Genomic DNA, 25,055 nt, shown 5'->3' on the forward strand with positions numbered 1-25,055 from the left:
AACTTGAGTGGTTTGCGTTAAGCAGGAATCTCGTTATTGGTCGTGTTCGACGGGGATTGTGCTCTGTACTGTTCTGTGTTTAATGAACCGTTAGTCTTGGCAGTAAGCACACCAGACAACATCGAACCTGAGATGTTGAGAGCGGTACGCGCCATATCAATCAAGGCTTCAATCGAGACCAGTATCGCGACAATTGTGATGTCTAGTCCCATGATGGTTAGCACGGCAACCGCTGCGAAGGTTGCGCCGCCACCGACGCCTGCAATACCGAATGAAGCAATGGCAATCACGGCGATAAGTTGCAGAACAAAGCTCAGGTCAATTGGGATACCCATTACTTGCGCTGCCATGATGGCGAGCATTGCTGGGTAAATACCGGCACAACCGTTTTGTCCAATACTAGTGCCGAATGTTGCCGACATATTGGCTGTTTCTTCATCCACACCAAGGCGTTGAGTTTGTGTTTCTACGTTTAGTGGAATGGCGGCCATGCTTGAGCGAGAACCGAAGCCGAAGACCAATACAGGCCAAGATTTTTTCGCGAATATCTTCGGAGACAAACCAAATAAGCTTACAAGCACAAGGTGAACCACAAACATCACTGCGATTGCTGCGTAGCTTGCGATAACGAATCGCCCCATTTCTGAGAGTGCGAATAAATCGTTGTTCATCATGAATTTGGTCATCAAAGCGAACACGCCATAAGGGGTAAGCTTTAATATTTCTCGCACCATCGATAGCACGACTTCTTTCGCTGCATTGATGAAATCAACAAAACTTTGTACTTTCTCTGGCTTACGCTTTTTCACTTGTAGGATGCTAAAACCAAGGAACATACCGAATAGAACCGTCGACAGTGTTGAGGTTCTTTCCGCACCCGTAAGCATTTCAAAAATATTGGCTGGGATGATAGACAGCACCAAACTTGTAAAGGTGTTGTTCGACATCAGTTCTTGAGTCGAAAGTAAGCTATCACTGCGCGCTTCAATGGCGGTGTTAGTCCCCATTGCAGAAACTAAGCTGTTCGCGTCGATATTGAATATATAGATACTCGCAATACCGATGATCGCCGAGATAGCCACGGTGAAAATCAACACACCGATGACTTTAGGTGCGATTTTCGAGAGGGCGCTGGTGCCTTCTACGTTCATGATGGACGCTGTCATCGCAACAAACACCAGTGGAATCACTATCATCTGCAGCAGCTTGACGTAGCCATTTCCGAACAGAGAGATTAGCTCAGAGAACTGCAGGCCAACCGCGCTGTCTGTTCCGAGTGCTATTTGTATAATGCCGCCAAAAAGAAGGCCGCCAGCCAGTGCGCTAAGCACGCGGAAGTTGAAGCTTTTCTTCTGCGTTTTAAAGCGAGATAGCACAACGTAGAAGCCGAGGAAAATGGCACTCAGTGCCAGTAAGGTAAAGCTCATTTTAAGCTCCTAAATCTACATCTAATAAAGTTACTGGAGCGAGGCGAGAAACGAGTGTGAGGTGGTGTTTTACCAAAGGCGCACACAGTTTGAAGCGTTGTCCAGTGAAGGAATATCTGTAAGACGAAGCTTGATAAAAAAAGACGGTAAAAAATCTCAATTAATTTTCAAATAAGAAAACGGTGCTATGACGAATCCGCCATAGCACCGTTGTTTGTTCTGATCTTTCGGTTCTTGATTAAAGGCTGTTTTTATACACTTTGCCGTCTTTCATGATTAGCTTTTGTGTCTCTGTGTTGGCTACACATGCTACGCCTTCCAGTGGGTTACCGTCGATAATCAATAGATCGGCATACGCACCTTCAACAATCTGACCTAGCTTGCCTTCTTGGTAAGGGTGTTGGTAAGTCGACATTTCGAACAAGCGTCCGCAGTTTGATGTCGCCATACGAAGTGCCGTGATGGTATCGAACACTTGCTCAATCGCACCAAGCTCATTCAGCTGAGTTGCATGGACATTGGTTTCACCCACACAGTCGGTACCAAACGCGATGTTTTGGATATCGTATTTCTTGATAAGCTCCGCCGACTTGAACATGGCTTTACCTACACGCTCTGTTTTGCGGTATGTCTCTTCGTTTGGTAGCGGGATCTTACGCGCTGCAATCAATGAAGAGGTAAAGTAAGACGGAATCACCCAAATGCCTTTCTCTTTGATGATCTCGGCAATGTCGTCATCCATGATGGTCGCGTGTTCGAAAGACATCACGCCTGCTTCAGCTGCTCGGCGCATTGCATCGGAAGTGTGGATGTGCGCAGCAACATAAGTACCGTAGTCTGAAGCGGCTTGTACTGCGGCTTCCATTTCGTCTGATGTGAATTGCAATGTGTCTAGCGGATCGAAGGTCGATGATGCACCGCCGCCAGCCATGATCTTGATTTGTGAAGCGCCCATAAACAGTTGCTCACGTACTGCTTTCAATACTTCTGAGCGACCATCGGCCACTTTCATTGCGCCTTGCTTCATCATTGGCGAGTCTTCGTGTCCATTGGCTAACCGTTCTTGCGCTTGGTTTTGACGGTAATCGGAGTGACCACAGGTTTGAGATATCGCCGCCATTGAAGGCAGAATTCGTGGGCCAGTTGCGTAGCCGTTATCGATACTTTTCTTAAGGCCAAGCGTGTTACCCGCCACATCACGAATGGTGGTAAAGCCGCGCATCAGCATCTCTTCTGAAATCTTTGCCGAGCGAATCGCCACTTCTTCACGAGTCATCGTATCAATGACATTAAAAGACGCAGATAGCGTGATATGAACGTGCGCATCAATCAAACCTGGCATGACTGTGCCACCTTGAGCATCAATGATTTCATCCGCTAGCGTTGCATCAATCTCGCCAATTTGAGTAATCAAGTTGTCTTCAATAAGAAGTGATACGTTCTCGATTAGGTTGTTATCAACACCGTTAAATACGTTCGCGTTAGTGATTAGCTTTTTCATAGTCTGCACCTATTGGAAATGAGTGTGTGTCGCTGATGGGGTTATCTTATGAGGTGAAGCATTTGAAAAATGGCCATTTGGTGACAAGCAATGACGAGACTTATCTTTTGGTGCTTTTCTATATTTTTGAAAATTGCGTTATAGCGGGAAGTAAATTTTAGATGTGAGAAATGAACAAACGTGAAACGGCTAACTGGTGGTTACTTTTCAGACTGCGATCGACGCCACTTCGTTATAAAATAATACAATTTTTTGCATATATTGTTTTTCTATAGTTCCGTGTTTTGATATAAATGTAAATCGCAATGATAATAATTGCGATTTACATCAAGTTATGTAGTGGTGCTGACATTGATGTCAGTCAAAAGGATTTATTAAAAATACGGAACTAAAATTATGAAATTCAACGTATCATTACTCGCGTTGTCCATCTCAGGAGCATTCGTAACGCCTTATGCTTTAGCAGAAAAGAGCGAGATTGATTCAAAAACAGCCGCTAACTCTGATCATGAAACGATCGTAGTCGTAGGCGAACTCACCAACTTTTCTGTTACTGACATTGAATTAGAACGATATCAAGCCCAAGATCTTGAAGATATATTTCGAACTGATCCGTCGGTATCAGTGGGTGGCTCGTTAGGCGTCGCGCAAAAAGTCTATGTAAGAGGAATTGAAGATACATACCTCAATGTAACCGTAGATGGTGCGCCTCAATCTGCGGGACTTTTCCACCATACTGGTAGATTAACGCTAGACCCATACTTGTTAAAAACCGTCGAAGTACAAGCGGGTGCAGGTGAAGCAACAAGTGGCGCTGGTGCTCTAGGTGGTGCAATTCGCTTTAAAACCAAAAGTGCTCATGACCTGTTGAACCCAGGAGAGGCGTTTGGTGGCTCAGTAAGTGCAAGCTACTTTACTAATGACGGCTACAAGACTAGTGCAAGCCTATTTGGTGAAATCAACGACAACTGGGGACTATTGGCCTCTGGAGTTTATGTTGATAACAACAATATGGAAGATGGTGACGGTAATGAAATATCAGGCACGGCATCTGAAAAGAAACTCGGTTTCCTTAAAGTTGATGGCAACTTAACTGATAATCAAACCCTTACGTTAAGTTACGAAAACCGTGTCGAGGAAGGTGATTTCTCTACACGTCCAAACTGGCCTGTATTCGAAGATACCCCACTTTATCCCCACGAACTTGAACGTCATACGTTTACAGGTAACCACACTCTCGGTTTGAATGATTTTGTAAATCTGGAAACCACACTTTACTACACCCAAGCTGAGCTCAATCGAGGAACCAACCCGAGTGTGGCGTCTGACCCTTACGGCGGTAAAGTGAAATCGACGGGCTTCGATCTAAGAAATACTAGCTACATCAGCAGCCACAGTGTCACTTATGGTGCAGAATACAGAGCCGATACGTCTTCTGGTGAAGCGCCTGATGGCAGCTGGGCATATAAAGAAGAGGGTGATGTTCTCGGCATCTATGTGCAAGATCACTGGCAGGCAACAGATACAATCTTGCTTAGCTTTGGTTCACGTTACGACAAATACGAGATGGAGCAAAAAGCGACTGCGACGAAAGTAGACAGTGACGGGTTCAGCTCTAATGTTGGTTTCAACTTCAACTTCTACGATGGTTGGGTTCTTAACGCAGGTTATGCTCAAGCTCTTCGTGGTAAACAAGTTGGCGATACCTTTGCTCTTCATTACACCGTTGACTCTGATATCAAAGCAGAGACGGCAGAAAACATTGAAGTGGGCTTAGCTTACGAACAGTCGAATTGGCTGGCATCCGCAACTGCGTTTGACACTAAAATTGATGATGTCATTGATGTGGTCGGTCGAGAGTATCAAAATGTCGGTAAGCTAAAAAACCGAGGTTACGAGTTAAAAGCTCAGTACTGGAACGATTACATCATGGCAACGGCAAGCTTTATCAATGCTGAGCCTGAACTGAATGGCCAAACCTTGAATGGCTATGATCATGTTGGTTTAGGTACCGCCCGTGGCGATACGTTTGGATTGAACCTTGTGTACAACGTTACTCAAGACATTGAGATTGGTTGGAACTATATCTACGTAGCGGATCTCAATGATGTTGATGTGATTAATGATTACGTGGATCCGGGGACGACGATCGATAAACCAGGCTACCAAGTTCATGATATCTATGCTCAGTGGTACCCACTAAGCAACGAAGACTTGAACATCAACCTAGCGGTAACAAACTTGTTTGATGAGTACTATCGTGATCACTCAAGTGTGGGTGATTACTCTGGCGTACCAGGCTTCGATATTGTTTCTGGCTTGTATGCGGCAGGTCGAGATATTCGAGTGGGTGTGACGTATAACTTCTAACCCAAAGTGATGGCACCATCACTTATTGAGTGGCAGCCATAATGAGAAAAGCTTGGATGATATGTCCAAGCTTTTTTATTTGCTGTGATTTCGTTACTGCTTGAGCCACTTAGCGTAAGGGTTAGGGTTGCCCAACTCACTCGGTTCTTTACCCAATACGCCACGGTACACTTCATCAATGATTAGGTGCGCGTAAGGTACATTTTCACGAATGTAGTGTTGCCCAGCGCTCGCTGCAAAGATGACTCGCTCTTCCTTTACAACATTCAGCGTTTTCCATAGCGGGCTGGTGAGCATTTTGTTTTCAAACTCAGGCGCCCATGATTTTAATAAGAATAAGTAATCGACATCGAGGTCTTGTAAACGCTCGCTCGATAACGGATACCACCAAGCGTTACTTAAAGCTTTTGAATCTTTTGGGCCTAAGATGTCGTCGCCCATTTTCAAGCCAGCAGACATCAGAATCTGTGAACCAAAGTTGAGCGCTGTCCAAACTTGCACGCTGCCTTGCTCCTCACCAACACGGGCGACTGCGAAGGTGGGCTTTTTGTCACCTAAATCTGCTTTGAGACGAGCAAGACGCTGGTCTAACTCAGCTAAAGAGCGTTTTGCTTGGGCTTCTTTACCCAGAAGTGAGCCTACAAATTCATGGCCGTGCCTCCAAGATTGCCCCTCATTCCATCGGAATACGACGGTCGGCGCTAGGTGGGACACTTTTTTATTCACGCCAATATCAGCTTCAGTGACAATCATATCTGGTTTTGCTGAGGCCATTACTTCCGGATCACTGCGAGGATAATAGGAGATGTAGACCATGTCTTTTAACTGACTGTCATCGATTGCCTTTGGATACGTCTCACGAAAGCTCTCAAGATACCAATTGTCTATTACGCTCTCTGAGCCAAGTACATAAGCAGAAATAATCTTGTCCATCGTAAAAGCGATACGTTCTGGCTTTTCGGGAATACAAATAGATCCACCTTCAAGGTGTGGATGGGAAAATAGCCGTTGTCCCTCTGAACACTCTTTCGCATAGGCGGAATGGGCCATCGTGGCTCCCAATAAAGCTAATATCCATTTAGACATGGTTCTTCCTTCTATAATTGATTTCTTGCTTGTGTTCTTAAAATCAGAACAGTAAATACCGGAACCCCGATAATGGCGGTAATGATGCCTGCGGGAATTTGGTTAGGTGCAAAGGCAACCCGACCGACAAAGTCAGCTAATCCAACAATTAACGCACCCGTCAGTGCCGTCATGAGTAAATGTACACCGACACCACTTTGAGCGAGGCGCTTGGCCAAGTGTGGAGCAACCAAGCCAACAAAACCAAGTGGACCAGCCGCGGCTACAGCAGCTGCCGCTAACCAAACCGCAAGAGTGACTAAAGACCAGCGAGCGAGCTTGACCCTTACTCCTAAACTAGTCGCCACTTCCTCACCGAACCTAAGCGCCGACAGTGGGCGAATAGCTATAAGCAGCAGCGGCGTTGCCAGTATCATGGTTACGGTGAGCCAAATGACTTCATTCCAACTCACGGTATGAACAGAACCCGCTAGCCAGCCCAGAACAGACATAGCTCGGTCTAAATCGCCGTAGGTTAAGAGCATGGACGTGAACGATGAGATAAGTGCTGCGACGCCTATACCCGTTAAAATGAAACGTAGAGTTTCTCCTCCACGGCGAGAAGAAGAGGCTAACAGAATAATGATGGTGACTGTGAGTGAACCTGCGAATGCAAGGATTGGCCTCCAAAATAGCGTGATACTTGGCATTAGAATAGTCACGCTGACGACCGCAAGTGCTGCACCTTGACTCACGCCAATTAAACTTGGATCTGACAACGGATTTCTAGTGATGTATTGAAGGGCTGCACCTGACAAGGCGAGCATGGCCCCGACTAGAAAGGCGGTTAGGACGCGAGGGAATCGATACTCCCACACCACAGTGTTAGCGACGTTTGAAGGCGGCTGCCCTAACAGAGTTTGTATCACGTCGTGACTCGTTAAGAAGAAGTTGCCCGACATTAGACTCCAAATTAAAACGGCCATCATTGAAATGGTGAGTAATAGAGTCACTCCTAATGCTCGTATGGGAAGATGAAACGACAATCGTCCATTCAATAACTCGATCGACTTCTGATTCATAGCTTCGCCCTTACTAACCAAATAAACACAGGCGCGCCCAAAAAGGTGGTGACAATGCCGGTCGATATCTCTAAAGGCGCTAAGATTAATCTCGCTGCGATATCAACCAACACCAGATAGACCGCTCCGATGATAGCGGAAAAAGGAATGATTAAACGGTAATCTGAACCGACAAAGAGTCTAACGACATGGGGAATGACTAAGCCTACAAAACCAAGTGGCCCCGAAATAGAAACGGCTGAAGCGGTCAATGCGATAACAGCAACCAAACCAATGGTTTTAATCTTCTTAGTATTAACGCCGAGGCCAGCTGCTGTCTCTTCGCCCATAGAAAGAGCGGTGATTTGACGTGCGATGACAAATGCTGCAGACAAACCAGCGATTAACCAAGGAAGCGCCCACATAAAGGTGCTCATCTCTCGTCCAGCCAATGACCCTGACAGCCACACTCGGAAGTTCCCGAAAGCTTCTTGATTGGTAAGAATTGCGGCACTTTGTATCGCGTAAAGAAAACCACTGACTGCAACGCCGGAGAGGATTAAGGTGAGTGGTGTCGCGCCTCCTGGAGCAGAGTTTGAGATCCCCCATACCAATAGTGCACCTATCAGCGCACCCATCGCAGCGAACAAGGGAACATAAACCGTACCTGCTAGCTCCAACCATCCGATTCCAATGACGACTGAAAAGGTAGCCCCCGCCATCAATCCTAGGATCGAAGGTTCTGCGAGTGGGTTTCGGGTAATGCCTTGCATGATGGCGCCCGAAACAGAGAGTGCAGCGCCTACCGAGACGGCAAAAAGCGCTCTAGGCATGCGTAGCTCTCGAACAATGATGTGGTCAAACATATCTTCTTTAGGGAAGAACAGGGCATCGATAACTGTCGAAATCGGCAGTGGCTTTGCTCCAACAGAAATATGCCATAGAAACACAAGAGTTAAGGCTGCAATGCAGAGCCAGAATCCGCTAGCCATAATGGTTGAGCGAGCACTATACATTAGCTTGCTCCAATTGGACGTGAGAGGGATTGTTGCTCTGGAGTGCGAGGAAGGCAAACCGGGCGTCCAGTCAATGGGTCTGAAATGATCTCAGAGTGAAGGCCAAAAACTGACTTAAGTGCTTCGGGGCGCATCACTTGTTGCGCGCTACCTTGCGATACGATTTCTCCGTTGTTCATCATAATAATCCGATCAGTAAACGCAGCTGCTAAGTTCAATTCGTGAAGTACCATCAAAATGGTGCGCTGTTCTTCTTTAACGATTCGAGCTAAGAGATCCATCAGATCAACTTGTACTTTAAGGTCTAAAAAGGTGGTCGGCTCATCTAACAAAAGGATTGGCGTGTCTTGAGCAAGTACCATTGCAAGCCAGCAGCGTTGCCTTTGACCTCCTGAAAGACTGTGAACAGGTCGGTCAATAAACTGCGTTAGATCGGTGAGTTCTATAGCTCGTTCAACCGCTTTAGTGTCTTGTTTGGACCACTGACGGAATAAGGACTGATGAGGGAAGCGTCCTTGAGCGACCAGTTCTTTTACCGTTAACCCCTCGGGGGCGATTGGCCCTTGAGGGAGCAGCGCGATCTTTTGTGCCACTTGACGAGTTGGTAAGCTGTGTATCGGTTTGTTGTTGATCAATACAGTCCCTGACTGTGGAGGCAGTATTCGCGCAAAGGCTTTTAAAAGCGTCGATTTTCCACAGCCATTAGGGCCAACCAAACTGGTGATGGTGTTAGGTTCTACGATTAGGTCTACATTCTTGACGATGACTTGATCACCGTATCCGACGGAGAGTTTTTCTGAAGATAGTCGCGTTGTTTGCTCTGACATAATACTCGCTTTGGTTGATCAAGTTTGGTCGCTGTATAAGTTACAAAGGCAAGACGCCCATGTGTCGGTCGTATTTTTAAAATACGCAATATATGACGATAATAAGATTTATTCTCATATGCAAATTTGACGAGCAGTATTTTTGTAGAACTCCTCTCAGTTGTCTTTAATAAGAAGGCTTCGAATGGAGTGGTTGTGGTGTCATGAAATGGTAAGTTTTGCTTCGATTCGAACGCTAAGATGTATTTCAAATCGAGACTACTTATCCATTCAGAGAGAGACAACATGACTAAATCAGACAAAGTTTACGGATTCAACACACCACAACGTCTATTCGTCGGTTACACGTTAGCCGTGCTGGTGGACTTAGTGGTACTTAACTTTTTTGATGAGTACTGGGATTTCGTAAATATTGAGTCTTTTACTATCTCTCTGATTGCCGCGGTTCTACTGCAATTACTGTTGAAGCTGTCTATTGGTTTGGAACACAAGATTGCCGAACACTTCAAAAGTAAGCCGGGTACCGCACCTAAGGTTTACCGAGCAATCACGACTTACATCATCTTGGTGGGTTCAAAGTTCGTGATGCTAGAAGCGATTAACTTATTGTTCGGCGAGAAGGTCAGCTTTACTGGCCCTTGGAATGGTGTGGTAGCGTTCTTCGCTGTGGTATTTACGATTCTGATTGCTGAAGTGATTGTATCGAAGATCTACTTTGCGCTTGATGATAAGCAAGATTCAAATGTGAAAGCGCTTAAAGAGACTAACGCGTAACACAACATAAAATACCTATGTGAATAACAGACGAGCCAGCTGAATAAGTTGGCTCGTTTTCGTTTGTGTGGCGCTAACGAATTCGATGGCTTATTGGTTCTATTTTTCGTAAACCACATCGCCTCGCAACACCGTCATCAACACTTGAGTCTTGGCTATTTGTCTTGCTGATACTGTGGTGATGTCTCGGTCGAGAATGGCGAAGTCAGCCGATTTCCCCACTTCAATAGAGCCAGTTACGTCTTCAATTCCAAGGCTTTTAGCTACGTTGATCGTGTAAGCGTCGATAGCGGTGTAGATATCGGTTAGGCCAGTTTTGCCCATGATTAGGCTGTTTGCGATGCCGACCAAAGGGTTGATGTCGTGTACATTCCAGTCACTGCTTAGGGTGATGTTGGCGTCGGTTTTGAGTATCGCGTCTAGGTTCATCATGGCTTTGGCTCGTCGAGCTCCGAGGAAGGCTTCGGCCCATTGGTGTTGATGTTTGGCTACGTAATCGGAACCGACTTGGAAATCTGCGGAGACATTGAGCTGCTTGAAGCGGGGAACATCTTCATCATTGATTAATTCAATGTGGGTTAAGGTGTAAGGTTTTTGCGAGCCTTGTTTACGCACGCTTTCGATAGCATCAAGGGATTCACGAACCGCACCGTCACCAATCGCATGAATGTGCGCACTAAAACCGATTTTATCGAGCGCGGTTAGCCATTCTTTCATCTGTTCTGGTGGTATGTAGTTCAAGCCATTCGGCGACTGCGGCAGATAAGTATCCAAGTAGGGTGCGAGTGTTTTTGCTGTGCCATTAATGAAGATGCCATCGCTGTACATTTTGACCTGATCGACCAGTAGCAGACGGCTTTTGTCATCGGAATACATCTTCTCGAATACTTCGAGCTGAGAAGGCATTACCATCGATGGATATACCCAAGGGCGTAACGACACTCGAGCCGTCAAATCTTGGTTTTGCTTCGCTTCTAGCCAAACGTCATACCAACCTCGTTTCCAATACATCCGGCCGTCACCGATGGTGGTAATGCCGTGCGCAGCGGCTTCTTCAAGACCGAACATTAACCCTTGGTAGCTTTGTTCAAAGAGCTCGCTTTGGCTGTTCCACGCCATCTCCATAATTTGGTCGCCAGCGTTATCTAATAAGATGCCATTGAGCTTGCCGCTGTCTTGGTCTTTTAAATAAGCGCCACCTTGTGGGTCAGGAGATTGTTGGCTGATTCTGGCTATTTTTAAGGCTTTTGAGTTGACCCACATCGAGTGTGAGGTTTGCTCCATGATGACTACGGGACGATCCGGGAAGATACTGTCGATGATCTCTAGTGGCGTGTAGTCATAATTGCTGTCGAGTGTCGACTCTAGAGAAAAACCATAACCCATCAGCCAACCTCGACCATCGGTCTCGGCGTTGATTTTACAGGCTTCTAAGTAAGGGATTTGTTCTTCGAGTGTGGCTTCAGAATCCAGTTCGCAATTACCACCCAACTCTGAGGCGGCTTCGAAAACATGGTTATGGTTATCAATGAACCCCGGCAACACAAAGGCATTTTCTAAGTCGATGACATCGGTATTTTGCCCTTGAAAAGCTTTCGCTTGCGAGTGTTCCCCAATGAAAATGATCTTACCTCTGTGAGTAACGATTGAGTCTGACTCACGATGCCCGTATATGTCGGCATTAGTAAAAATTTGGTCAGCAGTTTGGCTTTGGGCAGTTGTTTTCTGTTGCACAACGGTGTTGTCTTGTCCAAGTACCGGCGAAACAGCGCCTAAACTGGTGACTAACGCGATCCATGCAGTGTGCGGCAAAGTGAGCTTGTTGTTCATTCTTATGTATTCCATATTCCACTGTTTAATAAGTATAGAAAGCGAGTGGCAAGAATCATATCGCGGATTTTTAATAATAAAGTGTCCATAGTTGCTCTCCTGATTAAGTTCACCTGCAGTATATTTAGCGGTGACACCGACTCAGTATTGCGCGGCAATGAAGTATCACTGATTCACTGACAAAACGATTCACATAAGCTTCTGAATAATTTACTGTTATATGAACCAATTAAACGGATTTAACGTATTACCAAGGATGTAAGTTAGACTCTCACATGACTTACTCGAATTACTTTTAAAACAAGTCGAGGTTAGGATGAAGAAAATATTATTGCTGTTGAGTGTCATCTTATTGGGTGGGTGTGTCGGCATGCCTGAAACAGTAAAGCCTGTTCAACAGTTTGAATTGGATAGATATTTAGGCAAATGGTACGAGGTGGCTCGTTTGGACCACTCGTTTGAGCGCGGGCTTAATAGCATCAGTGCCGAATACAGCTTACGTGATGATGGTGGTGTGAAGGTGATTAACCGCGGCTATTCGGATGAAGAGGGCGAATGGAACGAAGCGGAAGGTAAGGCGTATTTTGTCGAAGGCAGCGATCAGGGTTACCTGAAAGTGTCGTTCTTTGGTCCATTCTATGGCGCTTACGTGGTGTTTGAGTTGGACAAAGAGAACTACCAATACGCGTTTGTTTCTGGCCCAGATACCGATTATCTATGGCTGCTTTCTCGAACACCAGAAGTCTCATCTGAGGTTATGGAGAAGTTCAAAGCGATGTCGAAAGAGCGTGGCTTCAACACCGATGAATTGATTTATGTGGAGCATTCTAAATAAGGGTATGTAGCGGTTTCTTGGTCTTTACGTAACTTTACGCAAAGACCATGTTAAGTGTAATGATAATGAGTCAAAATAACACCTAGGTCAGAGACATAGAGTGGTCATTATGAATAAATCATTATCGAAACAGACGGTTATTTTCCATTGGCTTACCGGCATTTTGTTTATCGCTGTGTTTGTTATTGGACTTCAATTCGAAGGCATGCCTCGAGGCCCCGAAAAAGGCGAGTTAATGGGGCTGCACAAATCGTTAGGTTTGATTGTTTTAGTTGTCGCACTTTCGCGTCTGGCATGGCGTATGAAAGAAGGCGCGATTGCTAGCGTTGCTGTGTTAACTAGAGCACAAGAAATTGCCGCGAAAAGCATCCATCATTTCTTACTGTTGGTGACATTGGCGATGCCTATCTCTGGTGCCGTGATGAGCGTGGCGGGTGGACGTGCATTAGAGCTATTCGGCATAGAGTTGATCGCCGCTGGTGAGAAAACGGAATGGTTGCAGTCTGCAGCTTCTTTTGTTCACGTTAATGCGGTGAACTTAATTATGGTGGCGTTTGCTCTTCATGTTTTGGGTGCATTGAAACACCAACTAGTGGACAAAGATGGCACACTGAGCCGAATGCTTGGTCGTTCATCGTCTGCTAGCAATTAGCGAAATCAGACATCAAGATTATTTCTTATTTAGCGAATCTAACTTTGGGCTTGATAGAAAGATGAATACAAAAACACTCGGCATATACCGAGTGTTTTTTTGTTTGTGTTACTTGCAAATCGTACTCACTAAGCTTGCTTGCGAACCTGCAATACGCTCAGTACTGATAGCGAAAGGAAGAACGCAGGATCACTCCAACCAAAGCCAGCAAAGATACCGGTGAAAGCCGCATACAGTGTGATAATCGCACCCAGCATATTGGCGATAATCAAACCTTGGATGAGTTTTTTAGCGCTGATTCCCGCTTCAATATCTCGCAGTAACCATGTTATCGCTGCAATACCACCAAGGAAGATACTGGTGTGTTGAGAGAGAAAGTAAGCGTACTTGTCATTAATTTCCACGCCGTACATAGGCCACATGACCGTTGGTAGGAAAAACAACGCGAAGGCAAACCCTGCGTAAATGATGCCGTGTAGGCTTAAAAACGTTTTATGGTTCATTTGTTATCTCTCTATCTCGTGCCTTTCGCTAACTCTTGATTCATTCTATTAGCCGTTGATTGGGCCTTTGTTAATGGTAGTTAACGGCTGGTTTACGTCAAAAATCACGCCACGTACTTCTTCTACGCCCATCTCTTTTAAGCGAGCGGCATGCATGGCTAAATAAGCCTCAGCACTGAGTTGATCTTCAAAAAGGTAGACACCACCGCCCAGTTTCTCAGCTTGGTTTTCTGTCCAGATTTTCCAGATCATGCCCGGCTCGTTGTTGATGGACTTAGCTAGGTCTACCAGTGCGTTCGACATTTCTTCACCGAAAGGGCCGTTAAATTCAAAATCAACTTGTAGTAGTTTCATGGTATTTCTCCGTTTAACAAATTTCGTTTAACAAAATCCGCTATAAAAAATAGGTGTTTAAGACAAACAAGCCATTCTCGTTTGTTGTTGAGATTTATATTACCTGTTGAAATAGATATTACCTGTAAAAAACAGACAGAAAAGTTCATAATATTGCCATTAACTGTCAGGATTTTAGACCGATGAGATTAAAGACCACCCTCGACCAATGGCAAACACTCTATGAGATAGACCGCGCTGGCAGCATTCAGGCGGCGGCACTGCAATTGAATAAGAGCCACACCACACTGATTTATGCGTTGAGAAAGTTGGAAGACCAACTGGGTGTGTCTTTGGTGCAGGTTGAAGGTCGTAGGGCAGTGTTGTCGGAAGATGGCAAAGCCTTATTGCGTAGGGCGAGCAGCATGCTGGAACAAGCGCGAGAGCTTGAGCTGATCAGTGAGCAGTTAGCCAAGGGTGTGGAGTCTGAAATTGTGGTCGCTGTTGATCATTTGTGCTGTCTTGAGCGCCTTTATAAGCCGATGGCTGCGTTTATGGCAGAGAACAATACAACCTCAATACAAGTGATAGAAACATCACTCTCGAAGACCACCGAAATGGTCACTCAAGAACGAGCCGATGTTGCCATTATTAATTTGCCAATTACCAATTACTCGGCAGAAGCTTTTGGGTTTATCAAGATGGAGCCCGTTGTAGCGAATTCGCATCCGTTGGCTAGCATGTCATCCATATCGCTCAATCAACTGTCGTCGCTGCCACAAATTGTGGTGAGAGATTTAGGTTCGGTTGAAAAGTTGGGAGAGAAGAAGGATGTGGGTTGGTTGAAGTCGAGCCAGCGTATTACGGTGGATAATTTCGACCATGCCTTTGGCGCGGTAGATCAGGGTGTTGGGTATTGCAGGTTACCTAAACATATTGTCGATAGCCGAGGCAGTGACAAGCTTGCTGTATTGAATGTAGAAAATGGCAGTGGTTATCAAGTGCCGTTGCATCTGACTCTGCCGAAAGGTGCGAAGACAGGCCCAGCTGCAAAACGTTTTTATGAACTGCTTCTTGAATCAGCCCAAAATGCGGGCTAGGGGCTATGAGAAACTTAGTTATGGGCTATGAGTTATGAGCTATTAACGAGGTCGGTTGCCGTTTAAGAATAGTGCGACACATTCACGCGTGTAGTGAAGTCTTTCATCTTGTGACTCGCCGCTGTCGTGTCCGAAGAATGCCCAATAAGCCGACTTACCATGAAACATCAGCAACAATTGTCGTGCAGCAATGATCGGTGAACTTGATGTTGAAAGCGTTAAGTCACCCGAATCTATTTTCGACTGCAAATAATCAGCGAGTAACTTAGTGGTCTTCTGTGGTCCTGTTTCTAAATAAATAGAAGCGATTTCTGGATGTGTGGTGGATTGGCTCACCGCATTTTGAAAGGTCTGCCTAGACTGCTCATCAAGTAACAAATCTTGAAACTTCACACCAAACTTCACCAATTCTTCTTCCAAAGTGGCATTCATATCAAATGCTGAAGGGCTGAGTTCGCGTTCCGCACACTTGGTTTGCATGCAGGTTTCGAAAAGTTCGTCTTTGTTTTTAAAGTGGGAGTAGACCGTTTGCTTAGAAACGTTCGCTGCTTTCGCTATCTGATCCATATTGATCTTGAAGCCATGATCAGAGAAAAGTTGGCTTGCTGCGGTTAAGATCTGCGATCTCTTCTGTTCACTCTTGATGATTTTTGTCACGTGCTGTTTCTCGTTACTTGGTGTTGGTTCGTTACCTAGCTTGTCTCTTTGCTTAGTGCCTATTGATACTCCGCTATAGGTATCTCATTTAGCGCTAAGCATTATGCTTTTTGTGATGGTTTTATCAATCATTAACCATGAAACTTATTTTTAACATAATCAAACTAGACAGTCTAGTTTGATTTGGTTAGTCTAAAAAAAGAACATAATTGAGTACCGCATAGGAACAGGAAGTATGTATAAATTGATGAAGGGAAGCGCAGTGGCAGTAGCGTTGTCGGCTTTTCTTGTTGGATGTGGCGAAAAGGAACAAGCCCAAGAGTCGGTTGATTCAACCAATCAAACGGCTTCGAGCGTCCAAACCATTTTAACTGTGGAAACGATGGCCTTGGCGCTGTCTTCCTCTTATGCAGTGCAGCGTGAATATGTGGGTGTGGTTAAGGCGGGTCAGCAGGCTAATCTAGGTTTCGAACTGGCGGGCAAAGTAAACGAGATTCTGGTGGATGTCGGTGACACAGTCACAATTGGTCAGCCGTTGATTCGATTGGATACCCAACTATTGGAAACCGAGTCTAGCCAATTGAAAGCACAAGCCGAAGAAGTGAAAGCTCAACTGAGCCTTGTTGCCGCGAACTTAAAGCGTCAGCGTTCATTGAAAGCAAAAGGCTTCAGTGCTGAGGCGGAAATTGATTCGTTAACCAGTGAACAACGCGTGTTGCAAGCCAACTTACTGCGCATTGATGCTTCGGTAAAAGGCAATCAATTGAAACTGGTGAAATCGACAGTGCTTGCGCCTTATTCGGGCACTATTGCAACGCGTTTTGTCTCTTTGGGAGATGTAGTGAATGTGGGCAACCCAACACTGACACTGCTTGCCTCTGAAGGTAAAGAAGCGTTCATTGGTATTCCTGCACATCAAATGCAAAAAGTTACCTCGCTTTCTGCGCCTAACATCCGAGTTGGGAGAACAGATTATGCCGTGGAGCTATTGAATCCCGGCGCAATGGTCGACACTCGGTCTCGCAGTGTCGGTTTACGTTACCTTTTTCCTGAGCAAGCTTCAGTATTAGAAGGGCAGCTTGCTTATCTTCAGTTTGATGAGCAAATTGACGACCAAGGTTATTGGGTGCCATTAACGGGTTTGATTGATGGTTTACGCGGTGTGTGGAACATCTTCGTGGTGGGTGAAGACAATATAGTAGAGCGCCGCAGCGTTCAGGTTCTGTTTGCTAATAACCAACAAGCTTATGTCAGTGGTGCCATTACCGAAGGCGAGCAGGTGATCGCGAGTGGTCTACATCGCTTGGTTCCAGGTCAAACCGTGAAGCCAGCCAACGTTACTGCTGAATAGGAAATAGTATGAAAATCATAGAGACTATTTCCAATACTCGACTGCTTATTTTAATGACCGCACTGCTGATGGTGAGTGGTATTTCTGCGTTCATGACGCTGCCTCGCGCAGAAGATCCAGTCATCATCAACCGTTACGCCAACATTACCACCAGTTTTCCCGGTGCCAGTGCCGAGCGAGTTGAAACCTTAGTTACTGAGGTGATCGAGAATAAGCTGCGTGAGCTGAGTGAAGTTAAACTGGTGAGCTCAACCTCAAGGCCGGGCGTGTCTATTGTCACGCTAGAATTGAATGACACCATCACCGAGCCAGAGCCGGTTTGGTCTCAAGCGCGTGACAAACTGTCTGACATCGAATCCATCTTGCCTGCGGGCTCACATTCTCCCGATCTCGACAGCGACCACACCTATGCCTTTACCACGATTACCGCGCTGACTTGGTCTGGTGCAGGTGAGCCGGATCGACTGACGCTTGGCCGTTATGCTAAAGAGTTAGCCAAACGGTTGAGAACCTTATCGGGTACTGAATTCGTTGACGAATACGGGATGCCACAAGAAGAGATTCAAATCAGTTTACGCACCGCAGACGCTGCTGCCCTTGGGCGTTCAAGTGCCAATATTGCAGAGTCTCTTGAAGGAGCGGATGCTAAGAACTCTGCCGGTGAATTAGTCAGTGCGTATTCTCGCTTTGGCTTAGAAATTAAATCTGAACTCGATTCTATTGAGCGTATTAAGCAAGTGCCAATAGCCACCGACAGTAATGGTCACATTATCCGTATGGAAGACATTGCTTCTGTGAGACGTGGTGAGAAAACCCCACAAGACCAGATTGCCATTATTGATGGTGAGCCAGGTGTGATTGTCGCGGCAAGAATGCACCCTGATCTTCGTGTCGATAATTGGACATCGCGTGCTAACGCTCTGATTGAGAAATTCCAACAAGAGCTGCCCAGCAACATCGATGTCACTGTGTTGTTCGACCAACAAGGTTATACCGAAACTCGTTTAGACGATTTAGGCAAAAGCTTGATGATCGGTTTTGGGCTTATCTTGATCGTATTGTTCGTGACCTTGGGTGTGCGTGCTGCAATATTAGTGGCGATATCTCTGCCGTTAACTTCATTGCTGACGCTGTCGATCATGAAAATGACCGGTGTGCCTATTAACCAGATGTCGGTGACGGGCTTAATTGTGGCGCTCGGGATCATGGTGGATAACGCGGTAGTGATGGTCGATACCATTCAGGCTTACCGCCTGAAAGGACAACAGCGAGCCGAAGCAACCATGAATGCGTTGAAACATTTATGGGTGCCTTTGCTAGGCTCAACATTAACCACGGTTCTGGCGTTTGCGCCGATCATTCTGATGCCGGGTGCATCGGGTGAATTCGTTGGTGGTATCGCGATTACCGTTTCTTTCTCGTTGATCGGCTCTTACATTATCTCGCATACCTTAATTGCAGGCTTAGCGACCAAGTTATTACCGAAACAACTCAGCGACGTTGATAAGAAAGGCCAGCACCATTGGTACATGACCGGCTTGAGAATTCCTGCACTAACACGTTGGTTCTCGTCTTCTGTTCGCTTTGGTGTCACGCATCCAATCATCACTATTGCTTTGGTGTTGTTGGTTCCGTTTACTGGCTATTGGAGTATGTCTCAACTGACTGAGCAGTTCTTCCCGCCATCAGACCGAGACATGTTTGAGATTCAGGTATACATGCCGCCACAAGCAAGCATTTACGCCACCAAAAACACCTCTGAAAAAATCGACGACATCATTCATCGCTATCCAGAAGTGGAGCGCATTGATTGGCTAGTGGGAGCGAACTTCCCATCCTTCTATTACAACTTGCAGGCAAGGCAAAACAACGCGCCTTACTTCTCACAAGCCATGGTCAAAACAGAGAACTTTGACCAAGCCAATGCGCTAATTCCGCAGATACAAAAGGTGCTGGATAATGAGGTGCCGGAAGCACAAATCTTGGTACGCAAGCTAAACCAAGGGCCTCCATTTACTGCGCCAGTGGAGCTGCGTGTTTATGGTGAAAACCTCGATACACTGAAAATGATTGGCGAAGATGTACGCTTGATTCTGGCAGGTGTTCCTCATGTCACTCACACAAGGGAAACACTGCAACCGGGTACGCCTAAGGTGTGGTTGAAGGTCGATGAAGACACCGCGAAACTTAACGGCATCTCACTCAATCAATTTGCTGGCATGCTGCAAACTACGCTAACAGGCCGTGAAAGTGGCTCAGTGATTGAGGGCAGTGAATCGGTGCCAATCCGTGTTCGTGTCGCGGATGATGCGCGTGAAAACTTGGCGCACTTAAGTAATATTCGTTTGCCGATCAGTTCTGATTTCTATTCCACGGGGATTAATGTTTCGACTCTGGCGGAGCTTGAACTGACTACCAGTCGTGGCGCGATTACTCGTCGTAACGGGCAGCGTGTCAATACCATTGAGGGTTACATTGAAGCGGGTGTCTTACCTCAAACTGTCCTTAATGAATTCCAAAAACGCTTAGAAAGCTATCAGATGCCATCGGGTTACACGATTGGCTTTGGTGGCGAATCCGCTGAACGAGACAATTCAGTCAATAGCCTGATCTCGAATGTCGCAGTCGTGGTGGTATTGATGGTGTTGGTGGTGGTGATGTCGTTCAACTCGTTCCGAATGAGTGGCATCATCTTCATGGTAGCAGGATTGGCTGGTGGGCTAGGGCTGTTGTCGGTATGGATCTTCGGTTATCCGTTCGGCTTTACTGTGATCATCGCCATGCTCGGGATTGCGGGCTTAGCGATTAACGCTGCCATCGTGATTCTGACGGAATTGAAACTCGATAAGCAAGCCTCATCAGGCAATGTGGATGCGGTCGTTGAGGCAGTGATGTCGTGTACTCGCCATATCAGCTCGACCACGATTACAACCGTTGGTGGCTTTATGCCGTTGATTATTGCTGGTGGCGGTTTCTGGCCCCCATTTGCGGTCGCGATTGTCGGCGGTACCGTATTAACCACTCTTATCTCGTTCTACTTTGTGCCTGTGGTTTATCATTTGATGACTAAAAATCAGCGCAAAACCGTCGTCGAACCAACAGCATAATCTCTTCTTTGGTGACCCTTACTCCTCTCTATTGAGGGGAGTAACACCCACTTAAAACCCATCAAAATACTCATGAAATCGGCTTTTTATCCCCATTTCTGCCCGTTTTCTGCTGCGTATAACTGACATGATTATCATAAAAAGCAGGGTGTTATTTGAATGCCTGATGGGTTGCTGTCTGAATTGATGTCTTTTCTAAATACCTTTAAAATCTTATGTGAATTCATAAATTTGACAGTCATCACACTTTGCTTAATTCGCTCTTTCTAATGTAATCAATCATTGTTGTTTCTACTGTGTGTTTACTTTGATCTCTCCCGTTTCGCTTTAATCCTTTTCCGTACATGGCTCGACTCGTGTGGCACGTTCATGTTGTGCGTCTGAATTGCATCAATTTCCCACCTCTCACTTTCATAACTGGAAGGTTAGTTTCCAAGTTTGTTTGGTGAGCTTTCAATTTCAACTCCTCATAATGCGCCAAATGTAACAATGTGTTTCAAAGTGTAACAATTAAGTCATATTTTTTGTGTGGTTTTAACCGTGCGGCAATGTTTCGGCTGCGCAGCACTGCGGCTTTAACTTGGCAGTTGAACTGTTCAACTGTCGACTGTTCAAAATCGTGGCTAATTCAGTTTCGCTTTGAGATGCGTCGTTTCACATGCTCAACACATAAATATTCTAATGACCATGACAACCAGTACTCGGGCGTTCGTTCTGAGGCTGGATAACCATCGAGAAAGTTAATGGAAGCTTCAAGATATAAACGCATTTTATCGAGAGCAAATCTGTCGAGGATTGGTTTGGTGGGAACCGTCCTGATGCTCGAAGGATGTAACTCCGCATTGCTCGACCCAAAAGGTAGCGTTGGCGTTCAGGAAAAGGAGCTGATTATTACTGCTCTGTTGCTGATGCTGATTGTCGTCATCCCCGTGATCCTGATGACCATCTACTTTGCTTATAGATACCGTGAAAGCAACACCACAGAAGAGTATGCACCTGACTGGGCGCACTCAACCAAGATTGAAATAGTGGTATGGACGATTCCAATCATCATTATTGCGATTCTGGCCACCATCACTTGGCGAACAACACACGAACTAGAGCCTTCCAAGCCTCTGGAGAGTGACGTTAAGCCTATGGTGATCGAAGTGGTCTCTCTGGACTGGAAGTGGCTGTTCATCTATCCGGAGCAAAACATTGCGACGGTTAACTATGTTGCGTTCCCGAAAGATGTACCGGTGACGTTTAAGCTAACTTCAGACAACATCATGAACGCGTTCTTTATCCCGCGTCTTGGCTCGCAGATCTACGCGATGCCGGGAATGGTGACCAAGCTGAATTTGATCGCGAACCACGAAGGTGACTTCAAAGGTTTTGCATCGAACTACAGTGGTAAAGGGTTCTCTCAAATGAAATTCACCGCATCAGCCATGCCTGATCAAGTGGCGTTTCTAAACTGGGTGGAAAAAGTGAAAGCTAGCCCAGACCGTATTGAAGACTGGGAGCAATTCCGTTCATTGGCTGCGCCAAGTGTTGCTGAACCTGTGACTTTTTTCTCCAGTATCCCACCATTTTTATTCACTGATGTCGTGACCCAGCACCCTGGTTCAATGAACTGTTTGCCGGAAACCCAAGGATAATCGTCATGTTTGGAAGATTAACTCTAGACTCAATTCCCTACCACGAACCCATTATTTTGTTCACGTTAATCATGATCGCTTTAGTGGGTGGTTTAGTGGTGTATGCGGTAACAAAAGCCGGTAAGTGGCAATACCTTTGGAATGAATGGTTTACTTCTGTAGACCACAAAAAATTGGGCTTCATGTACATTGCGGTCGCGATGGTGATGTTAGTTCGTGGCTTTGCCGATGCCGTCATGATGCGTAGTCAGCAATTGCTTTCTGCAGCGGGTGAGACAGGCTATTTACCGCCACATCACTATGACCAGATCTTCACGGCTCACGGCGTGATCATGATTTTCTTCGTCGCGATGCCTTTGGTTATCGGTTTGATGAACATCATTGTGCCACTGCAAATTGGTGCTCGTGATGTTGCGTTCCCTTACCTCAATAACCTGAGCTTCTGGCTGTTTGTAGTGGGTATCATCCTAACCAACATGTCACTGGGTTTAGGTGAATTTGGCCGTACGGGTTGGTTGGCGTATCCGCCATTGTCTGGTATTGAGGCAAGTCCGGGAGTCGGGGTCGATTATTGGATATGGGCGCTGCAAATATCCGGTGTGGGTACCACGTTAACGGGTGTGAACTTCTTCGCGACTATTTTGCGCATGCGTACTCCGTCTATGCCAATGATGAAGATGCCAGTATTCACGTGGGCGTCTCTGTGTGCCAACATCCTGATCATCATCTCTTTCCCAATCCTAACGGTCACCATCGCGTTACTGACTTTGGATAGATACATCGGCACGCACTTTTTCACCAACGATCTTGGTGGCAACGTGATGATGTATGTGAACCTAATTTGGGCATGGGGACATCCTGAGGTGTACATCCTAATTTTGCCTATCTTCGGTGTGTTCTCTGAAGTGACTGCAACCTTCTCTCGCAAAAAACTGTTTGGTTATACCTCACTGGTATGGGCAACGGTGGCTATCACTATTTTAGCGTTTGTGGTTTGGCTGCATCACTTCTTCACCATGGGTTCTGGCGCCAATGTGAATGCCTTCTTTGGCATCGCGACCATGATTATCTCTATCCCAACCGGGGTTAAGATCTTCAACTGGCTGTTCACCATGTACAAAGGACGCATCCGCTTTACCACGCCAATGATGTGGACAGTGGGCTTCCTAATCACCTTTACCGTTGGTGGTATGACGGGCGTATTGATGGCAGTACCGGGCGCAGATTTCATTCTGCATAACTCAGTATTCCTGATTGCTCACTTCCACAACGTAATCATCGGTGGTGTTGTCTTCGGTTGTTTTGCTGCGATTGGTTACTGGTTCCCGAAAGCGACCGGTTTCACTCTGAACGAGCTTTGGGGCAAACGCGCATTCTACTGCTGGATCATCGGTTTCTTGATGGCGTTCTTGCCGCTTTACGCTCTGGGCTTTATGGGCATGACGCGTCGTTTGAGCCAAGACATCAACCCTGAGTTCTTCCCTTTACTGGCGGTTGCGGCTGCTGGTACCGGCGTAATTGCGATGGGTGTGGTGTGTCAGTTCGTTCAGATTTATGTGAGTGTTCGTGACCGCGACCAAAACCGAGATCTAACCGGTGACCCATGGGGTGGACGTACATTCGAATGGGCAACGTCTTCACCACCGCCGTTCTATAACTTTGCAAAACTGCCTAAGGGCGATGAGATCGATTCGTTCTGGTATCAAAAGCAAAGTGGTGAGTTTGACCCAACTCAGGAAGAAGAATACGAACGTATTCACATGCCGAAGAACACACCGACAGGCATCTATGTTTCTGCATGGGCGTTGGCATTTGGCTTCGCGATGATCTGGTACATCTGGTGGTTAGCAGCAGCAAGCCTAGTGGGCATCGTGGTGACGTGTATTCAACACAGCTACAACGACGATGTGGACTACTACGTGGAAGTTGAAGAGATCAAAGCGATTGAAGCGGCTCGACGCGCGCAGCTTGAAGAAGCGAAGAAACAGTCAGTGAAAGGCGACCATTCTGGTCGTGGTAACAGTGCTGACAGTGATAACAACGACAATAAAGATGATTTGGAGACGACGTATGCAAGCTAATACTCCGTCACACACTTATGATCTTGCACACTCGCATGATCATCACCACGAAGCTGCGGGCAATAAGTTGTTTGGCTTCTGGGTTTACTTGATGAGTGACTGTGTCCTGTTTGCCACGCTTTTCGCGACTTATGCCGTGCTTGAGAGTGGATCTATCGCAGGTCCGACAGGCAAAGATATCTTTGAACTGCCGTTCGTGTTTGTCGAAACCATGATGCTGTTGTTCAGTAGTATCACCTTTGGCTTTGGCATGATTGCGATGAAGCGCAAAGACGTTACCGGACTGAAGCGATGGATAAAAGTCACTTTCGTATTGGGTTTAGCCTTTATCTGTATGGAAGTGTATGAGTTCCATCACTTGATTGCAGAAGGCTATGGCCCTCAAGAAAGCGCATTCCTTTCTGCGTTCTTTACCTTGGTCGGCACACACGGTTTGCACGTAACGTTTGGTCTGATTTGGATGGCGGTGGCGTATCACCAGCTTTCAACCAAAGGCTTGAACGACAACATGTCGATGCGTTTCCAGTGCTTAAGCCTGTTCTGGCATTTCCTTGATATCGTTTGGATTTGCGTATTTACCATCGTGTACTTAATGGGGGTGATGTAATGGAACAGCATCTATACAGCGGTGCAACGGATTACGTGAAAGGCTTTATTGCGTCACTGATTCTGACCATTATTCCGTTCTACATTGTGTGGTCACATGCGCTACCAAGCACGGAAACTTACGTGATCTTGTTCGGTTGTGCGCTGGTGCAAATCTTTGTGCACTTTAAGTACTTCTTGCATATGGAAGCGAAATCTTCCGATGGGCGTTGGAACTTAGTGTCACTGATGTTTACTGCCATTGTTGTATTGATTCTTATCGCTGGCTCGGTATGGATCATCTACAACATGAACGTCAACATGAAGTTGTAGGCCAGGT

21 protein-coding genes are annotated in these 25,055 nt (G+C 46.1%); 11 read left to right on the top strand and 10 right to left on the bottom strand.

Features of this window, described 5'->3' with window-relative positions; all coding sequences use genetic code 11:
* Nucleotides 1-17: 17 nt before the first annotated feature.
* Nucleotides 18-1,427, bottom strand: a complete 1,410-nt coding sequence (locus tag ITG09_05790; protein ID UPR53132.1) for a cation:dicarboxylase symporter family transporter — start codon at nt 1,425-1,427, stop codon at nt 18-20.
* Between the two features lie 238 nt (nt 1,428-1,665).
* Nucleotides 1,666-2,928 carry an amidohydrolase family protein gene (locus ITG09_05795; GenBank protein ID UPR53133.1) on the bottom strand — a complete coding sequence of 421 codons (1,263 nt, stop codon included), beginning with the start codon at nt 2,926-2,928 and terminating at the stop codon, nt 1,666-1,668.
* A gap of 396 nt (nt 2,929-3,324) precedes the next feature.
* Here ITG09_05795 and ITG09_05800 point away from each other — a divergent pair, with 396 nt between their 5' ends.
* Nucleotides 3,325-5,298, top strand: a complete 1,974-nt coding sequence (locus ITG09_05800) for a TonB-dependent receptor (GenBank protein ID UPR53134.1) — start codon at nt 3,325-3,327, stop codon at nt 5,296-5,298.
* 93 nt (nt 5,299-5,391) lie between these two features.
* Here the strand turns inward: ITG09_05800 and ITG09_05805 are convergent, their stop codons facing one another.
* Genes ITG09_05805 through ITG09_05820 form a run of 4 tightly spaced genes read right to left on the bottom strand, consistent with a single transcriptional unit; the run spans nt 5,392 to nt 9,267 of the window.
* Nucleotides 5,392-6,384, bottom strand: a complete 993-nt coding sequence (locus ITG09_05805; protein UPR53135.1) for an ABC transporter substrate-binding protein — start codon at nt 6,382-6,384, stop codon at nt 5,392-5,394.
* Nucleotides 6,385-6,395: 11 nt separating this feature from the next.
* Entirely contained in the window at nt 6,396-7,445 is a 1,050-nt protein-coding gene (locus ITG09_05810; protein ID UPR53136.1) for an iron ABC transporter permease, read from the bottom strand.
* Nucleotides 7,442-8,440, bottom strand: coding sequence for an iron ABC transporter permease (locus tag ITG09_05815; GenBank protein UPR53137.1), 999 nt, complete (start codon nt 8,438-8,440; stop codon nt 7,442-7,444). Before ITG09_05815 ends, ITG09_05810 begins: the two co-directional genes overlap by 4 nt.
* Entirely contained in the window at nt 8,440-9,267 is an 828-nt protein-coding gene (locus ITG09_05820) for an ABC transporter ATP-binding protein (GenBank protein ID UPR53138.1), read from the bottom strand. Before ITG09_05820 ends, ITG09_05815 begins: the two co-directional genes overlap by 1 nt.
* A 285-nt stretch (nt 9,268-9,552) precedes the next feature.
* Here ITG09_05820 and ITG09_05825 point away from each other — a divergent pair, with 285 nt between their 5' ends.
* Entirely contained in the window at nt 9,553-10,041 is a 489-nt protein-coding gene (locus tag ITG09_05825; GenBank protein ID UPR53139.1) for a hypothetical protein, read from the top strand.
* 99 nt (nt 10,042-10,140) lie between these two features.
* On the opposite strand, the gene ITG09_05830 is transcribed toward ITG09_05825, so the two are convergent.
* Complete coding sequence (locus ITG09_05830) at nt 10,141-11,871, bottom strand: amidohydrolase (protein UPR53140.1); 1,731 nt, start codon at nt 11,869-11,871, stop codon at nt 10,141-10,143.
* 316 nt (nt 11,872-12,187) lie between these two features.
* Between ITG09_05830 and ITG09_05835 the strand changes: the two genes are divergently transcribed.
* Together ITG09_05835 and ITG09_05840 are read left to right on the top strand one after the other, a co-directional pair.
* Complete coding sequence (locus tag ITG09_05835) at nt 12,188-12,706, top strand: lipocalin family protein (protein ID UPR53141.1); 519 nt, start codon at nt 12,188-12,190, stop codon at nt 12,704-12,706.
* A gap of 109 nt (nt 12,707-12,815) precedes the next feature.
* Nucleotides 12,816-13,358 (top strand): cytochrome b, encoded by a 543-nt coding sequence (locus ITG09_05840; protein ID UPR53142.1) that lies wholly within the window; start codon nt 12,816-12,818, stop codon nt 13,356-13,358.
* A 128-nt stretch (nt 13,359-13,486) separates the two neighbouring features.
* Here ITG09_05840 and ITG09_05845 read toward each other — a convergent pair whose 3' ends face one another.
* Together ITG09_05845 and ITG09_05850 are read right to left on the bottom strand one after the other, a co-directional pair.
* Complete coding sequence (locus ITG09_05845) at nt 13,487-13,861, bottom strand: hypothetical protein (GenBank protein ID UPR53143.1); 375 nt, start codon at nt 13,859-13,861, stop codon at nt 13,487-13,489.
* Between the two features lie 48 nt (nt 13,862-13,909).
* Nucleotides 13,910-14,215 carry a monooxygenase gene (locus ITG09_05850; GenBank protein UPR53144.1) on the bottom strand — a complete coding sequence of 102 codons (306 nt, stop codon included), beginning with the start codon at nt 14,213-14,215 and terminating at the stop codon, nt 13,910-13,912.
* Nucleotides 14,216-14,397: 182 nt separating this feature from the next.
* On the opposite strand from ITG09_05850, the gene ITG09_05855 reads away from it, so the two are divergent.
* Complete coding sequence (locus ITG09_05855; GenBank protein UPR53145.1) at nt 14,398-15,294, top strand: LysR family transcriptional regulator; 897 nt, start codon at nt 14,398-14,400, stop codon at nt 15,292-15,294.
* Nucleotides 15,295-15,336: 42 nt separating this feature from the next.
* Here ITG09_05855 and ITG09_05860 read toward each other — a convergent pair whose 3' ends face one another.
* On the bottom strand, nt 15,337-15,951 hold the full coding sequence (locus tag ITG09_05860) for a TetR/AcrR family transcriptional regulator (GenBank protein ID UPR53146.1): 615 nt from the start codon (nt 15,949-15,951) through the stop codon (nt 15,337-15,339).
* A 235-nt stretch (nt 15,952-16,186) separates the two neighbouring features.
* Between ITG09_05860 and ITG09_05865 the strand changes: the two genes are divergently transcribed.
* The 6 genes from ITG09_05865 (at nt 16,187) to cyoD (ending at nt 25,048) form a co-directional block, all read left to right on the top strand.
* The gene (locus ITG09_05865) at nt 16,187-17,302 is read left to right on the top strand and encodes an efflux RND transporter periplasmic adaptor subunit (protein ID UPR53147.1); all 1,116 of its coding nucleotides are present in this window, start codon (nt 16,187-16,189) and stop codon (nt 17,300-17,302) included.
* Between the two features lie 8 nt (nt 17,303-17,310).
* On the top strand, nt 17,311-20,409 hold the full coding sequence (locus ITG09_05870) for an efflux RND transporter permease subunit (protein ID UPR53148.1): 3,099 nt from the start codon (nt 17,311-17,313) through the stop codon (nt 20,407-20,409).
* A 743-nt stretch (nt 20,410-21,152) separates the two neighbouring features.
* Nucleotides 21,153-22,049, top strand: a complete 897-nt coding sequence (cyoA, locus tag ITG09_05875) for a ubiquinol oxidase subunit II (protein UPR53149.1) — start codon at nt 21,153-21,155, stop codon at nt 22,047-22,049.
* Nucleotides 22,050-22,054: 5 nt separating this feature from the next.
* Nucleotides 22,055-24,130: a cytochrome o ubiquinol oxidase subunit I gene (cyoB, locus tag ITG09_05880; GenBank protein ID UPR53150.1), complete on the top strand. Its 2,076-nt coding sequence runs from the start codon at nt 22,055-22,057 to the stop codon at nt 24,128-24,130.
* The gene (gene cyoC, locus ITG09_05885) at nt 24,102-24,737 is read left to right on the top strand and encodes a cytochrome o ubiquinol oxidase subunit III (GenBank protein ID UPR53151.1); all 636 of its coding nucleotides are present in this window, start codon (nt 24,102-24,104) and stop codon (nt 24,735-24,737) included. The genes cyoB and cyoC overlap by 29 nt, the downstream gene beginning before the upstream one ends.
* Complete coding sequence (gene cyoD / locus ITG09_05890) at nt 24,737-25,048, top strand: cytochrome o ubiquinol oxidase subunit IV (protein UPR53152.1); 312 nt, start codon at nt 24,737-24,739, stop codon at nt 25,046-25,048. The genes cyoC and cyoD overlap by 1 nt, the downstream gene beginning before the upstream one ends.
* Nucleotides 25,049-25,055 lie beyond the last annotated feature (7 nt).

It is taken from the genome of Vibrio cyclitrophicus (assembly GCA_023206055.1).
Classification (GTDB): Bacteria; Pseudomonadota; Gammaproteobacteria; order Enterobacterales; family Vibrionaceae; genus Vibrio; species Vibrio cyclitrophicus_A.